The organism is Pseudomonas sp. 3-2 (assembly GCF_019710535.1).
In the GTDB taxonomy this organism is placed as follows: domain Bacteria; phylum Pseudomonadota; class Gammaproteobacteria; order Pseudomonadales; family Pseudomonadaceae; genus Aquipseudomonas; species Aquipseudomonas pharyngis.
Map to the genome: position 1 here is coordinate 1401068 of NZ_CP081200.1, position 14787 is coordinate 1415854.

At 62.8% G+C, this 14787-nt stretch carries 15 protein-coding genes; 6 read left to right on the forward strand and 9 right to left on the reverse strand.

What is annotated here, in order from left to right; translation table 11 throughout:
- Nucleotides 1-256: 256 nt before the first annotated feature.
- The 4 genes from K3819_RS06275 to K3819_RS06290 all read right to left on the reverse strand — a co-directional run bounded on the left by K3819_RS06275 (nucleotide 257) and on the right by K3819_RS06290 (nucleotide 6414).
- Nucleotides 257-1945, reverse strand: a complete 1689-nt coding sequence (locus K3819_RS06275; RefSeq protein ID WP_221398849.1) for an ATP-dependent DNA ligase — start codon at nucleotides 1943-1945, stop codon at nucleotides 257-259.
- Complete coding sequence (locus K3819_RS06280; protein ID WP_221398850.1) at nucleotides 1942-2976, reverse strand: ligase-associated DNA damage response exonuclease; 1035 nt, start codon at nucleotides 2974-2976, stop codon at nucleotides 1942-1944. The genes K3819_RS06275 and K3819_RS06280 overlap by 4 nt, the downstream gene beginning before the upstream one ends.
- Before the next feature lie 198 nt (nucleotides 2977-3174).
- Nucleotides 3175-5625 (reverse strand): penicillin acylase family protein, encoded by a 2451-nt coding sequence (locus K3819_RS06285; RefSeq protein ID WP_221398851.1) that lies wholly within the window; start codon nucleotides 5623-5625, stop codon nucleotides 3175-3177.
- Between the two features lie 144 nt (nucleotides 5626-5769).
- Nucleotides 5770-6414, reverse strand: coding sequence for a glutathione binding-like protein (locus tag K3819_RS06290; RefSeq protein ID WP_064593916.1), 645 nt, complete (start codon nucleotides 6412-6414; stop codon nucleotides 5770-5772).
- Between the two features lie 147 nt (nucleotides 6415-6561).
- Here K3819_RS06290 and K3819_RS06295 point away from each other — a divergent pair, with 147 nt between their 5' ends.
- On the forward strand, nucleotides 6562-7119 hold the full coding sequence (locus tag K3819_RS06295; RefSeq protein WP_221399664.1) for a cysteine hydrolase family protein: 558 nt from the start codon (nucleotides 6562-6564) through the stop codon (nucleotides 7117-7119).
- Nucleotides 7120-7268: 149 nt separating this feature from the next.
- Here the strand turns inward: K3819_RS06295 and K3819_RS06300 are convergent, their stop codons facing one another.
- Genes K3819_RS06300 through K3819_RS06315 form a run of 4 tightly spaced genes read right to left on the reverse strand, consistent with a single transcriptional unit; the run spans nucleotide 7269 to nucleotide 8976 of the window.
- Nucleotides 7269-7475 (reverse strand): SEC-C metal-binding domain-containing protein, encoded by a 207-nt coding sequence (locus K3819_RS06300; RefSeq protein ID WP_007955014.1) that lies wholly within the window; start codon nucleotides 7473-7475, stop codon nucleotides 7269-7271.
- 5 nt (nucleotides 7476-7480) lie between these two features.
- Nucleotides 7481-7966 (reverse strand): LEA type 2 family protein, encoded by a 486-nt coding sequence (locus K3819_RS06305; protein ID WP_221398852.1) that lies wholly within the window; start codon nucleotides 7964-7966, stop codon nucleotides 7481-7483.
- Between the two features lie 31 nt (nucleotides 7967-7997).
- Nucleotides 7998-8474, reverse strand: a complete 477-nt coding sequence (locus K3819_RS06310) for a YchJ family protein (RefSeq protein ID WP_011332777.1) — start codon at nucleotides 8472-8474, stop codon at nucleotides 7998-8000.
- Nucleotides 8475-8478: 4 nt separating this feature from the next.
- Complete coding sequence (locus K3819_RS06315) at nucleotides 8479-8976, reverse strand: DUF6231 family protein (RefSeq protein WP_011332778.1); 498 nt, start codon at nucleotides 8974-8976, stop codon at nucleotides 8479-8481.
- Nucleotides 8977-9175: 199 nt separating this feature from the next.
- On the opposite strand from K3819_RS06315, the gene K3819_RS06320 reads away from it, so the two are divergent.
- From K3819_RS06320 to K3819_RS06335, 4 genes are all read left to right on the forward strand, one after another.
- On the forward strand, nucleotides 9176-9871 hold the full coding sequence (locus K3819_RS06320; protein ID WP_064593923.1) for an OmpA family protein: 696 nt from the start codon (nucleotides 9176-9178) through the stop codon (nucleotides 9869-9871).
- 89 nt (nucleotides 9872-9960) lie between these two features.
- Nucleotides 9961-10683, forward strand: a complete 723-nt coding sequence (locus K3819_RS06325) for an OmpA family protein (protein ID WP_039771352.1) — start codon at nucleotides 9961-9963, stop codon at nucleotides 10681-10683.
- A gap of 162 nt (nucleotides 10684-10845) precedes the next feature.
- On the forward strand, nucleotides 10846-11124 hold the full coding sequence (locus K3819_RS06330) for a DUF1145 domain-containing protein (RefSeq protein ID WP_085612355.1): 279 nt from the start codon (nucleotides 10846-10848) through the stop codon (nucleotides 11122-11124).
- On the forward strand, nucleotides 11117-11875 hold the full coding sequence (locus K3819_RS06335; RefSeq protein ID WP_221398853.1) for a collagen-like protein: 759 nt from the start codon (nucleotides 11117-11119) through the stop codon (nucleotides 11873-11875). The genes K3819_RS06330 and K3819_RS06335 overlap by 8 nt, the downstream gene beginning before the upstream one ends.
- 142 nt (nucleotides 11876-12017) lie before the next feature.
- Here K3819_RS06335 and K3819_RS06340 read toward each other — a convergent pair whose 3' ends face one another.
- Nucleotides 12018-12482, reverse strand: a complete 465-nt coding sequence (locus K3819_RS06340; protein ID WP_064382929.1) for a CopD family protein — start codon at nucleotides 12480-12482, stop codon at nucleotides 12018-12020.
- Nucleotides 12483-12581: 99 nt separating this feature from the next.
- Between K3819_RS06340 and dinG the strand changes: the two genes are divergently transcribed.
- A complete protein-coding gene (dinG, locus tag K3819_RS06345) occupies nucleotides 12582-14726 on the forward strand; it encodes an ATP-dependent DNA helicase DinG (RefSeq protein ID WP_221398854.1) in 2145 nt (714 codons plus the stop codon).
- Nucleotides 14727-14787: the final 61 nt, after the last annotated feature.

Consider the following 14787-nt stretch of genomic DNA (forward strand, 5'->3'; position numbering starts at 1 on the left):
TCCGAACCAGAGTCCCGAACAAGTGTTTTAAAAGGTGTAGCAAGTGCATGCTGGGGCCGGTCAGTGCACGAAAACGGGCACGGAGAATCAGTTGCACTGTTTATGGGCGTGATTGTTCCCATGCTCTGCGTGGGAATGCCTCAACGGACGCTCTGCGTCCGGCGCTGGATGGGACGCGGAGCGTCCCGGCTGCATTCCCACGCGGACGGTTCGACGCTTCGACGTGGGAACGATCGGGGAGGCGTGGGGGAAGGGATCAGACCAACAGGTCTTGCAAGGTCGCCAGGCTGTCGGCCTCGTCCACGGTTTTGTCCTGGCGCCAGCGCAACATGCGCGGGAAGCGCACGGCGATGCCGCTCTTGTGTCGGCGGGAGAGGGCGATGCCTTCGAAACCCAGTTCGAACACCAGACTCGGCTTGACGCTGCTGACCGGGCCGAATTTTTCGACTGTGGTCTTGCGCACGATGCTGTCGACTTCGCGCATTTCCGCGTCGGTCAGCCCGGAATAGGCCTTGGCGAAGGGCACCAGCGCCCGGGCACTGGAACCAGGCGGGCCGTCCCACACCGCAAAGGTGTAATCACTGTAAAGGCTGGCGCGGCGACCGTGTCCGCGCTGGGCGTAGATCAGCACCGCGTCGACGCTGAACGGGTCGACCTTCCATTTCCACCACACGCCCATGTCCTTGGTGCGGCCGACGCCGTACATCGCGTCCCGGGCCTTGAGCATCATGCCTTCGACCCCCAGGCGCCGGGAGGCTTCACGCTGGCGGGCGAGATCGAACCAGTCGTCACCGGTCAGGGTCGGCGACGGCAGCAGCACCGGGTTGTTGCAGCGGGCGATGACCTGCTCCAGTTGCTCGCGACGCCTGACCTGGGGCTGGTTGCGCCAGTCTTCGCCCTGCCATTCGAGCAGGTCGTAGGCGAGTATCACCACCGGCGCGTCTTCGAGGATTTTGCGGTCCAGTGACTTGCGGCCGATCCGTTGTTGCAACAGTGCGAAGGGTTGCACCGCCGGGGCTTCTGTCGACTGCGGATCGAACGCGTCTTCGGTGACCGGGCGGTTGTTCTTCCAGACTACGATCTCGCCGTCGATCACCGTGCCGTCGGGTAAACCGTGCAGCAGCGTGTCGAATTCGGGAAAACGCTCGGTGACCAACTCCTCGCCGCGCGACCAGACCCACAGTTTCCCGTCACGCTTGACCACCTGTGCGCGAATGCCGTCCCACTTCCATTCCACCTGCCAGTTGCTCGGCGGCCCGAGCAGGGCCTCGAAGGTTTCAACCGGTTGCGCCAGCGCATGGGCGAGGAAGAACGGGTAGGGCTGGCCGCCGCGCTGGGCGTGCTCGTCGCTGGATTCGGGGGCGATCAGTTTCAGGTAAGCAGCGGCGTTCGGCCGGTTGGACAGGTCGGTGTAACCCACCAGCCGTTGCGCCACGCGTTTGCTGTCGAGCCCGGCCATGGAGGCAAGGGCGCGGGTCACCAGCAATTTGGACACGCCGACCCGGAAGCTGCCGGTGATCAGTTTGATGCACAGCATCAGGCTCGGCCGATCCAGTTGCGCCCACAGAGCGGGCAATTGGTGGGCGAGGTATTCCGGGGTTTCACCGCGCAGGGGCAGCAGTTTGTCTTCGATCCATTCGGCGAGCCCGGCCTGCGACGTGTGCGGGTGTTCCGGCAGCACCAGCGAAATGGTTTCCGCCAGATCGCCGACCGCTTGATAGCTCTCCTCGAACAGCCATGGCTCAAGCCCGGACGTTTCAACAGCGAGTTCGCGCAGAACTCTCACCGGAACCAGTTGCCGTGGCCGCCCACCGGACAAAAAGTACACGGCCCAGGCGGCATCTTGCGGTTGCGCCTGGGCGAAGTAGGTTTGCATCGCCGCCAGTTTGGCGTTGCTCGAGGTGGTGGCGTCGAGTTCGGCGTATAACCCGGCGAAGTCTTTCACGGTTGCACCTCGGCCATCGCAGGCGTGGCGCTGGAAAGCTCTTCTTCATCGTCACCGTATTCGGTGTTGAAACCCTGAGCGTCCAGACCTTGCTCGCGCAGATGCCGCACCAGTACGCCAATCGAGCCGTGGGTGACCATCACCCGCTCGGCGCCGGTCTGTTCGATGGCCCACAACAGGCCGGGCCAGTCGGCGTGATCCGAAAGCACGAAACCGCGATCGACCCCGCGCCGCCGACGGGTGCCGCGCAGGCGCATCCAGCCGCTGGCGAAGCTGTCGCTGTATTCGCCGAAACGGCGCATCCAGCTGCTGCCGCCGGCCGAGGGCGGGGCGATAACCAGCGCCTGGCGCATCATCGGGTCGTTCTTTTTCACCTCGCCGGCGTAGATCGTCGGCGGCAGGTAGACGCCTGCCTCGCGGTACACGCGGTTCAGCGGCTCCACCGCCCCGTGGCTGAGGATCGGCCCGAGGGTTTCGTCGATGCCGTGGAGAATCCGCTGGGCTTTGCCGAACGAATAGCAGAACAGCACGCTGGCCTTGCCGGCCTCGATGTTGGCCTGCCACCACTGATTGATTTCGGCGAACACCTGCGCCTGCGGCTGCCAGCGGTAGATCGGCAGGCCGAAGGTCGATTCGGTAATGAAGGTGTGGCAGCGCACCGGTTCGAACGGCGCGCAGGTGCCATCGGGTTCGATCTTGTAATCGCCTGACGCGACCCAGACTTCGCCGCCGTATTCCAGCCGCACCTGGGCCGAGCCGAGCACATGACCGGCGGGATGAAAGCTCAGGGTGACGCCGTGGTGGGTCAGGCGCTGGCCGTAGTCGAGGGTTTGCAAGTTGATGTCCGCGCCCAGACGCGCACGCAAAATCCCTTCGCCGGCGCTGGCGGCCAGGTAATGCTGATTGCCGCCACGGGCGTGGTCGCCGTGGGCATGGGTGATTACCGAACGCTCGACGGGCCGCCACGGGTCGATGTAGAAATCCCCGGCAGGGCAGTAGAGGCCTTCGGGGCGGGCGATAACAAGGTCCATGGCATTACCGGAATGGAGGGACTTGTTAGCTATGAGGTTGGCGCGAAGTCAGAAGTTCTATTGATTTTCTGAACTGTCGCATGATCGTTCCCACGCTCTGCGTGGAATGCCTCAAGGGACGCTCTGCGTCCAGTGACGCGGAGCGTCACGGGCTGCATTCCCACGCAGAGCGTGGGAACGATCGAGACTGTGGGGGGATTACTTGCCGGGAGTCAGGGTCAACCGCGTCTTGCCATACACCCGGTCAAAGTTCTGCGGCTGCATCGGCAAGCCAATGTACTGGCCTTTGAGCCACGGATCGATGCCGTTCAGGTAGTTCGGGCTGACCGGATTCCCGGATTGCCCCGTCCCGTTCTGCCCCATCAACGGCTCGCTCTGACCGAAGTCGACGATGAAACGCATCGACGGCGCACGGGTGGTGTTGAAGTCCTGGCCCCAGGCAAACGCCGCGGTGTTGAGCGTGGTGTGGTCGCCGCCCCCCGCGATCGGGCCGCGAACGGTCTGGCCGCTGGCATTCTTCCACTCGTAGCGGTGCAGTTTGCCCCACTGCCAGGCTCTGCGATCACCGCCCAACTGACTGTCGCCAGCGCTGATCGCTGCCGCCAGGCTGCGGGCGAGGATCGCCGGTTTGTCTTCTTTTTGCGGGGTGCGGGCGTCGTCCCAGAACGGACTGTCTTCGCGGCCCAGCAAGTGATCGGCCTGGGCGGCGTAGAACAGATCGCCATTGGCGACAAAGGCTTTCCACGCCGGGCTGCCTTGCGGGCCGAGTTCGTCGAGGAAGATCTGCTTCATGCTTTCCTGCAGGAACAGCTCGTAGATCGCCGCATCGGCGGAAGTCGGGCTGAGCTTGCCGTCGAACGCCATCAAGCGGGTATAGGCTTCGCGCGCCTTGCTGCGCTCGGCTTCCGGCAGTGCGTCGATCGCCTGTTTCAGCGGCTGCGCCATGCCCGGTGCCTCGAACATTTTCTTCAGTTTGGCGGCGAAGGTGGTGGTCTGGTCGTACTGCATGGCGATCACGCTGCGACCGTCATGTTTGCCGCTGCCGGCCAGTTCCGCCAGGCGCTCGCCACGCTCCGGCGCTGCCCAGGAATTGGACAGTTGCATGCCGTAGCCATGGGGAATGACCCGCTGGTTGGCGGTGCCGAGCCAGCCCTGGGCCGGATCCTGATCGTACGGGTGCAGCATCGGGTCGGCGTAACCGTCCCAGTCGTAGCGACCTTCCCAGCCCGGCGACGGCAGCAGGCCTTCACCTTCGCGGCGGTTGGGGAAGCGCCCGGTAACTTGCCAGCCAATGTTGCTGGCGTCAGCAAACACCAGGTTCAGCGCTATGGCGCGGATTTCCCGGCTGGCGTCCGAAGCGCGTTCCACGTTCTGGGCGCGGCTCAGATCGAAAAACGCATCGAGGGATTTGTCATCGGTAAAGCTCGGGGTCTGCAAGGCCAGGCCAAAGCCTGCGCCCTGAGCAGCGGCCTGGGTGCTGTTGAGCAGCGCGCCATGGCGGGTTTCGTACACGGCTTCGCGAATCGGCCGCTGGCCTTTGACGAAATAGGTTTCGTTGCGCACGGCGACCGGTTGCCACTTGCCGTTGACCTCGTAGGACAACGTGCTGCCCTGACGACGGATTTTTTCCAGGAACAAGTCCTGGTTATCGCCGAGCACGCTGGTCAGGCTCCACGCCACCTTGCCGTTGAAACCGCCGAGCACCATCGGCAGACCGGCCACGGTCACGCCAGCGGCCTGGTATTTCGGTGCGCGAATCTGCACGAAACTCCACAGCGATGGCGCCGCCAGCGGGCCATGGCTGTCGCTGGCCAACAGGCTCTTACCGCTGCGGCTGCGTTGCGGGGCGATGGCCCAGTTGTTCGACGACTGAGTGCCCAGCAGATTGATGGCGGCCAGTTGTTCGCTGGCGTTGCTCAGCTCCGTCAGCCCCGGAATCTGCCCGTTGAGCTTGATGCCTTGCAGCTTGTCGGCTTCGGCCAGCGGCAGGTTTTCGTCGGGAGCGGACGGGGTCAGCCACGCGAGTTTGTCGTTGGTCACGGTCTGCGCCAGCACCAGCGAAGCGATTTCTTCCGGCAGGTTGGCCGACTGGCTGAAGTTCAGCAGGCAGAAGATCAGCGCCGAATCTTCGGGTTTCCAGTATTCAGGCTTGTAGCCGCTGGAAGCCAGATCCCCCGGCAGTTTGTCGGCGTAGCGGAACAGGTAGGCGTTGACGCCCCGGGCATAGACTTCGAAGAAGCGCTTGAGCCGTGGCGACGAAGCCTTGTACAGCTCGCCGGCGCTTTTCTTCAGGTTGACGGCGCGCATGTAGCGGTCGGCGTCGAGCATCGACGAACCGGACATTTCCGCCAGACGGCCCTGAGCCAGCAGGCGCAGGGTGACCATCTGATTGATCCGGTCGCTGGCGTGAACGTAGCCGAGGGCGAACAGTGCGTCGTGGAAGCTGTTGCTTTCGATCAGCGGCATGCCCATGGCATTGCGGCGTACCGAAACGTTCTGCGCCAGGCCCTTGAGCGGCTGCACACCGGAGGTCGGCGGGAGGGTGTCCTGGGCGTTCCAGGTCTGACAACCGGTCAGGCTCAGAACACCGGCCACTGCTGCGGCAACGCCGAACCGGGGAAGAAAATGTGAAAGGGCTGGCGAGGCCATGGCAAAGCTCCTGCGGGGGTGTAGAGGCTGGGGGCGCAATAAAGCCGCTACGTTAGTGAGCAGGAGGGGGCCGCGCAAGCGGGGCGAGCGGTTATTTCTTCCCGTTGATCGTTCCCGTGCACAGGAACGATCAGGCCGGGTGACTCAAGCCTTCGGCGGATTGATCTTCTGCACCAGCGCGTAGGCCTTCACGGTCGCCGGGCGATCCTTGATGTGGTTGAACCAGCGCTGCACATTCGGGAAGTCTTCCAGATTCTGGCTCTGCCATTTGTGGGAGACGATCCACGGGTAGATCGCCATGTCGGCGATGCTGTATTCACTGCCGGCCACGAACTCGTTGTTGGCCAGTTGCTTGTCCAGCACCCCGTACAGGCGGGCGGTTTCATCGATGTAGCGCTTGATCGCGTAGGGGATTTTTTCCGGGGCGAACTGGCTGAAATGATGGTTCTGCCCGGCCATCGGCCCCAGCCCGCCCATTTGCCAGAACAGCCATTGCAGCGCCACCTGGCGGCCACGCAGGTCCTTGGGCAGGAACTTGCCGGTCTTTTCCGCGAGGTACAGCAGGATCGCCCCGGATTCGAACAGCGACAACGGCTCGCCACCGTCGGCCGGCTCATGATCGACGATCGCCGGGATGCGGTTGTTCGGGGCGATTTTCAGAAAGTGCGGCTGGAACTGCTCGCCCTGGCTGATGTTGATCGGATGCACGTCGTAGCGCAGGCCCGCTTCTTCGAGGAACAGGGAAATCTTGTGGCCGTTGGGCGTGGTCCAGTAATACAGGTCGATCATGGAAAGCTCCAAATCAGGAAAATGGCTTACGTGCGGACAGCAAACGCCGGCTTCAGGTTGTCCTGTGTGCGTTCGATAGCTTGCTTAATCCCAGGAGGTGATGCTCAAGTACGGGAAATTCAATGACCCCGCGTGAGAAAAATCGCCATGGCGCTCAAGGCCAACGCTGCACTGATCATCATCGACCAGCAAAAAGGCATTCTGCAGCCGCGTCTGGGGCGGCGGAATAATCCGTCGGCCGAGGAGCGGATTCTTGAGCTGCTGAGTTTTTGGCGGCGCAGCGGACGGCCGGTGATCCACGTGCAGCACCTGTCGCGCTCGCCGGATTCGGTGTTCTGGCCCGAGCAGTCAGGCGTGGATTTTCAGGAAAGGTTTCTGCCGCAGGACGGCGAATGGCTGATCCAGAAGCAGGTGCCGGATGCGTTTTGTGCGACCGGGCTTGAGGCGAAGTTGCGTGAGGCGGGGATCGGGCAGTTGATCATTGTCGGCGTGGCGACAAACAACTCGGTGGAATCCACGGCGCGCACGGCGGGCAATCTGGGGTTCGAAGCGTGGGTGGCGGAGGATGCCTGCTTTACCTTCGACAAGGCCGACTATTTCGGCACTTTGCGTTCGGCGCAAGAGGTGCATGCGATGTCGCTGGGGAATCTGCACGGGGAGTATGCGACGGTGGTCGGCACCGGGCACATTCTGGCGGCAGGCTGAAAAAGCTTCCGGTGAATGGGCCGGCCCCTTCGCGAGCAAGCCCGCTCCCACATTCGACCGTATTCCTTCTGACGGAATGCAATCAAATGTGGGAGCGGGCTTGCTCGCGAAGTCGGTATCTCAGGCGAAGAAGATAATTGCCTGAAACATCAAGCGCCGTGGCACTTCTTGAATTTCTTGCCGTTGCCGCAAGGGCAAGGGTCGTTGCGGCCAACGTCTTTCAGGGCGTTGCGCACCGGTTCCTGGTGGGCGTGGCCGCAGTTCGGGCCGTGGACATGGCCATGGTCGTGATCATGGTGGTGATGGTCATGATCGTGGTTGCAGTCAGGGCCATGGACATGAGGTTGCTGGGTCATCGGGGTCACTCCGTAATCAAATCGGCGGGGATTATCACGCCATTGCGCGCCAGGTGCACGTAGTGAGCGATGAATAAACCGGTTTCCATCTCGCCTTCCAGTCGATAGGGAATCTGCTGGTTCGGGTTTTTCAGCATTTTCACCACCTCTTTCACCTTCGGCCACAGGTTGGTACGGATTGGCACCTTGTAAAACGCGCTGCTTTTGGGGGTCACCGTGATCCAGTGTTCGTGCTCGCCTTCGGCCAGCAGCATGTCGGCCAGGTGTATGCGGTATTCCAGGCCGCGCACGGTCAGGTCACTGTCATTGGGGTTGTCGATGCGAAAGTGCAGGATGAATTTCTGTTCCAGCAACTTGGCGCGCACCACTTCGACTTTCACCAGGTGCACGGCGGGGTCGCGGGCGTCGTCGGTAAACCATGACGCGCAGCCGCCGAGCCCCAGAAACACGAGCAGTGAGAAAGCCTGGAATGTGCGCCAATGACCGAGCATGGTTTAACTCCCTTTGCTGCCCAGTCTAGCCTCAGCTGCCGAAATACCCCGCACAGCATTTCTTGAACTTCTGGCCACTGGCGCACGGGCAGGCGTCGTTGCGGCCCAGCTTCAGTTGCACGGTCGGGTCGATGAAGTACCAGCGCCCGCTGTTCTGCACGAACGACGAGCGCTCGCGGTGGCTGTGTTCGCCCTGACCGTCATGCCAGCGCGCGGTGAAGGTGACGAACGCGTGCTCCGGCTGGCCGCCGAGCACTTCCGAACTTTCCACGTCCAGACCGAGCCAGGTGCTCTGGGCGCTCCAGTTGCTGATCGACTGGCGATCCAGCCCCGCTTGCTGGGCGGGCAGGGTGGTGGCCACCAGATAATCGATCAGGCCCAGCACGTAGGCGCTGTAGCGCGAGCGCATCAGGGCTTCGGCGCACGGGGCCGGGTGGCCGGCGTGATAGTGACCGCAGCAGGCATCCAGCAGGTTGCCGCTGCCGCAAGGGCAAATGGCTGTACTCATTGCATTACCACCAGTATTTCCCGAAGTTTTCCGGATTGGCCCAGAACCGTGAGTTGAGCCAGTCGGGGACTTGTTTGTAGTCAAGCAGATCGTAGGTGAACAGGGTCAGCACCTGTTCGTCGCGGGCGAAGCGTTCGCTGGCTTGCAGGGCCAGGGAATAAAAGTCGGTTTCCTGCCAGCCGCTGGCCGGCAGATCCGCCAGCACCGCGATGCGGCTGGCGTTGAGGTTGCGGATCCCGCCCAACAGATTCAGGCCGTCGCGCTTGGGCAAATGTTCCAGGCAATCGACCACCAGCGCCAGGTCGAAACGCCGCGCCGCAAGTTCCGCCGGTAACGCACCGGGCGCGGCGTGCGCGACGCAGGTGTCCGGGTGCGCTTCCTTGAAGGCAGCCAGCGCCGGGAACTCGCTGGCGCCGATCAGCAGCAGACGTGCCGGGGCGTAGCGGTCGAGCAGGGCGGCCAATGCCTGCTGCGGCGTGCGGGAAGAAATGGCGACGTTCATCGAAGCTCCTCAATCAGAGCGCCAAGACTAGCCTGCCCGGGCGCCAAGGCCTAGATCTCTGTCCTGAGGGTTTGCGGCAAATTCGTCGAAGTCCCGTGAACAGGCGCACAAACAGCAATGGCCTATTGCTGGCGGAGATTAAAACTCCGGTCTTTACTCCCTGAATCGGTTCTAAGCCGATCCCTCAGGAGAAAACTAGATGAGCATAGTTCGGACAGCATTACCCTTGGTTCTGCTAACCAGTGTGTTGACTGGTTGCGCAGGTTTGCAGAAAACCGACTGGCCGACCTGTGCGGCAGTCGGTGGTGTCGTCGGTGCGGGGCTCGGTGCGACCGAAAGCTCCGCATGGGCGGGGTATGGCGCGTTACTCGTCGGCGGTACGGCAGCGGCCTATTGCTGGGTTCACGGTGACGGCGATGAAGACGGCGATGGTGTGCCGGACAGTCGCGACAAGTGCCCGGGCACGCCTAAAGGCGTACAGGTCGATGCCGACGGCTGCCCTCCACCAGCCCCTGCACCAGTGGTCGAAGAAGCTGTGGTTGTCAAGGAAGAAACCATTGTCATCCGCGATGTGCACTTCCAGTTCGACAAGGCCACGCTGACCCCGTCCGACAAACTGGTCCTGGATAAGGTCGCTTCGCGCCTGAAACAGGAATCCAGCACGGCACAACTGACCGTGACCGGTCACACCGACAGCGTCGGCAGCGATGCCTACAACCAGAAACTGTCGGATCGCCGCGCGCACTCGGTGGTCAAGTACCTGGTTGAAAGCGGCGTACCGCAAAGCAGCTTCGTGTCGGTGACCGGTGCCGGTGAAAGCCAGCCGGTGGCAGACAACAAAACTGCCGACGGTCGCGCGCTGAACCGTCGTACCGAAATCAAAATCAACCGCTAGCCCCCTCGCGTCCGCGGCTTGTGCAGTCGCGGATGCGGGTCTTTACTCCTGTGTAACCGGTATGGGCCGGTGACACAGGAGCTTTAACGATGAGTGTTCTTACAAGGTCCGTCTTGCCGGTTCTGCTGCTGGGCAGCCTGTTGACCGGTTGCGCCACCCACAGCGATGGCACCGCTCCCCTCAATCAACGTACCTGGCCGATCTGCAGCCTTATTGGCGGACTGGTCGGCGGCGGTCTCGGCGCGCTCGAAAGCAGCGGTTGGGCCGGCGGAGGCGCTGCGCTGGGGATCCTCACCGGCGGATTGATCTGCTATGCCCAGGATGGCGATGAAGACGACGACGGCGTGTTCGATCGCCGCGACCGTTGCCCCGATACCCCGGCCAACACCCCGGTCGACCACCGTGGCTGTCCGCTGCCGCAATATCCGGTCACCGAGAAACCGGCCGAACCGGCCCCGCAAACCGAAGTCATCACCCTCAACGATGCCGGCAACGTGCTGTTCGACTTCGACAAGTCGGATTTGAAACCGGCCGCAAAAAGCCAGCTCGACACGTTGATGGACAAACTGCGCAATGCCGATGTGGTGAGCATCAAGGTCATCGGCCACACCGACAGCAAGGGTTCGGATGCCTACAACCAGGCGCTTTCGGAACGTCGCGCCAGCAGCGTGGCGGAGTATTTGCTGAGTCAGGGCCTGGCGCCGAACAAACTCACCAGTGAAGGGCGCGGCGAGAGTGAACCGGTCGCCGATAACAACACGGACGAGGGGCGTGCGCAGAACCGTCGGGTGGAACTGCACATCAATCGCTAGCATGTGTCTGTAGTCCGCAGGCTAGAGCTGTCGGTCGACGATCCTCGTCGAACCGGCAGCCATCCGGCGGTGGATCGGTTTTTTTCATTTTTCCCTCTGGCTTATCCCCTGCAGAAGCCGTTACTGTGCGCCCAAAGAATAATTCGCAACACGGGGGAGCGTATGAAGGTGTTCTGTGGGCTGGGGCGATTGTTGACCCTGCTGTTCTGCTGCGTGGTGCTGGCCAATCAGCTGGTGCCGTTTGTTCATCCGCTGCACCTGCTGGTCAATCTGGCCGGCGCTCTGCTGCTGGCGATCCACGTGCTCGAAGTGCTGCTGTGCAACCGCAGCCTCAAGGGTCGTCCGCACCCCTGGCGTGATCGTGGCCGCATCCTGCTGTTCGGCGTCTTCCACCTGCAAACCATCCCGGCCCCGGCCGCTCCGGAGGCTTCCCATGCGTAAACTCTGCCTGCTCGCTGCATTCATCAGTCCATTGGCCTGCGCCCAGGTGGTCAGCGTCGAAACCAACTCGCTGATGCGTCTGCCGAACACTGCCAGCACTTTGCAGTTGGAAAAACTGGTGGTCGCCGACTACGGCACCTTGCTGATTCCCTCGAACGTGACCGAGCTGAGTGTCGGTGAACTGCAACTGGGCCACGAAGCGCGTATCGCCATCGTTCCGAGCGAACAGGCGCTGGAGATGAAAGTCAGCCGCGCCGAACTCGCCGAAGGCAGCCAGATCACCGCCCGTGGCGCACCGGGCACCTACGAAAAAGCTGCCCGCGCCGGGCGCAATCTGAATCTGCAGTTCAAGGCGTTGAACGCGCCGAAACTGGTGGTCGATGCCCGTGGTGGCACCGGTGCGCCGGGATTTGTCGGGCTTGATGGCGCCAACGGTCAGGAGCCGGGTTGCACCTGGGGTCAGGCGGGACACGGTTTTGATGGCAGCAACGGCAGCGATGGTCAGCCGGGTGCACCGGGCGCGCTGGTGCGACTTGAAGTACCGCGCGAGTTTCCGGCCGAGCTGATCAAGGTCGAAGTCGCCGGCGGTGCCGGTGGGCCGGCCGGTCCTGGCGGCAAACCGGGGGCGGGTGGCAAGTCCAAGGGCTGCCTGGTGTATCGCGCCGACGGCGGCAAGAGCGGCAAGCCGGGGGCTGACGGGCAGCCGGGGCCAGCGGGTGCGGCGGGGGCTGTGACCGTACAGCGCCTGTAATCGATTGCTCCCACCCTCTACGTTGATCGTTCCCACGCTCTGCGTGGGAATGCCTCTAGGGACGCTCCGCGTCCAGTGACGCGGAGCGTCACGGGCTGCATTCCCACGCAGAGCGTGGGAGCGATCAGGTAAAACGCGCTTGTCAGAACGAGGGGCGTGCAGCAGCCACCGCCACCAGCACCACCCCGACCAACAGGTTGAACCCCACCACCTTGCGAATCCGCCCCAGCACCGCCGCGCCCGCCGGCCAGTCCTTCGCCTGCACCGCCGTGCGCAATTCAGGCAGCATCAATGCTTGAATCCGGATGAACAGCGCGGTCATCACCACATACAACCCCATCATCACCTGCACATAACGCGGCGCGTTGTCGAAGGCGATGTGTTGCAGATGCAACATGCCCACCCCGGTCACCGGCAGCAGAATCACCGCCCCCCACACCCAACGAAAAAAACCTTGAAACACTTCCACCCAGAGCGTCAGGCGCCCGGGACCGTCCAGGGCCTTCATCGCCGCAGGGCGCAGCACCATCCAGGCGAAAAACATACCGCCGACCCACACCAGCGCGGCCAGTACATGGATGGGGTAAACGAGGCTAAAAGGTGTCATTGGGGTACTCCGATCTGCGCAGGATTGATTCGCGGGGTATGATAGCCCCCCATCCGAACCACTGAAAATTTATCCAGCGTTTTTTGCGCCCGACACTCAATGATCAGCACTGAACTCAAAACCACGATCCAGGGCGCCTACTCGCGTTTTCTAGAGGCCAAGAGCCTCAAGCCGCGTTACGGCCAACGCCTGATGATCGCTGAAGTCGCCAAGGTCCTCGGGGATATCGACACCGACGAAGAAGGCCGGCGCAGTGGCGACCCCGCGATTGTCGCGGTGGAAGCCGGCACCGGTACCGGCAAGACCGTCGCCTACAGCCTGGCCGCGATCCCGACCGCCAAACTGGCTGGCAAGCGCCTGGTGATCGCCACCGCCACCGTCGCCCTGCAAGAGCAGATCGTCTACAAGGATTTGCCCGACCTGATGCGCAACAGCGGGCTGAACTTCAGCTTCGCCCTGGCCAAGGGCCGTGGCCGCTACATGTGCCTGTCCAAGCTCGACATGCTGTTGCAGGAAGGCCACGCACAGACCGCCACCGCCCAGCTGTTCGAGGAAGAAGGCTTCAAGATCGAGGTCGACGAGGCCAGCCAGAAGCTGTTCACCAGCATGATCGAGAAGCTCGCCGGCAATAAATGGGACGGCGACCGCGACAGCTGGCCCAACGCGCTGGAAGACGCCGACTGGGCGCGCCTGACCACCGATCACAGCCAGTGCACCAACCGTCACTGCCCGAACTTCGGCCAGTGCGCCTTCTACAAGGCGCGCGAAGGCATGGGCAAGGTCGACGTGATCGTCACCAACCACGATATGGTGCTGGCCGACCTCGCACTGGGCGGCGGGGCCGTGTTGCCCGATCCGCGCGACACCATTTATGTATTCGACGAAGGCCACCACCTGCCGGACAAGGCCATCGGCCACTTTGCCCATTACACGCGCCTGCGTTCCACCGCCGACTGGCTGGAAACCACCGCCAAGAACCTCACCAAACTGCTGGCTCAGCACCCGCTGCCGGGTGACCTCGGCAAACTGATCGAGCAGGTGCCGGAGCTGGCGCGGGAGATCAAGACCCAGCAGCAGTTCATGTTCACCGCCTGCGAACAGATCGCCGACTTCAAGCCCGGTGAAGATGTCGAAGGCCGCGAACGTCCGCGTCACCGCTTCATCGGTGGGGTGATTCCCGAGTACATGCGCGAGATGGGCATCGAGCTGAAAAAAGGCTTCGCCCGCCTCAACGACCTGTTCACCCGCCTGACGGATCTGCTCAAGGAAGGCATGGACGGCGAAGTCAACATCGGCATCGCCAGCAATCAGGCTGAAGAGTGGTATCCGCTGTTCGGTAGCCTGTTGTCCCGTGCTTCCGGTAACTGGGAGCTGTGGACCGCGTTCACCGCCGAAGACCCGGAAGACAATCCGCCGATGGCCCGCTGGCTGACCCTGGCCGAAAGCGGTTCGCTGTTCGACATCGAGGTCAACGCCAGCCCGATCCTTGCCGCCGAAACCCTGCGCCGCAGCCTGTGGAACGTGGCCTACGGCTGTCTGGTGACTTCGGCGACCTTGACCGCACTTGGCACGTTCGACCGCTTCCGCATGCGCGCCGGCCTGCCGAAGAAAGCCGTCACCGCCGTGGTGCCGAGCCCGTTCCATCACGCCGATGCCGGTGTGTTGCGGGTGCCGGACCTGAAGGCCGACCCACGCGATGCCGCCGCCCACACCGCCGCGATCATCCGTGATCTGCCGGAACTGGTCGAAGGCTCGCGCGGCAGTCTGGTACTGTTTTCGTCGCGCAAGCAGATGCAGGACGTGTTCGACGGCCTCGACCGCGACTGGCGCAAGCAAGTGTTCATTCAAGGCAACCTGTCGAAACAGGAAACCCTGAATAAGCACAAGGCGCGGGTCGATGGCGGCGATTCCAGCGTGCTGTTCGGTCTCGCCAGTTTTGCCGAAGGCGTGGACTTGCCGGGCGCCTACTGCGAACACGTGGTGATCGCCAAGATCCCGTTCTCGGTGCCGGACGATCCGGTCGAAGCCGCACTGTCGGAATGGATCGAAGCCCGGGGCGGCAATCCGTTCATGGAAATCTCGGTACCCGACGCCTCGCTGAAGCTGGTCCAGGCCTGCGGCCGTCTGCTGCGCACCGAAGAAGACCGCGGCACCATCACCTTGCTGGATCGGCGGCTGGTCACCCAGCGCTACGGCAAGGCGATCCTCAATGCGTTGCCTCCTTTCCGTCGTGAAATATCCTGAGACATCGGTGGGCAGTTTTGCCCGCCGCGCTGTCTATCTCTCTGTCACTGCTTTTCCATTG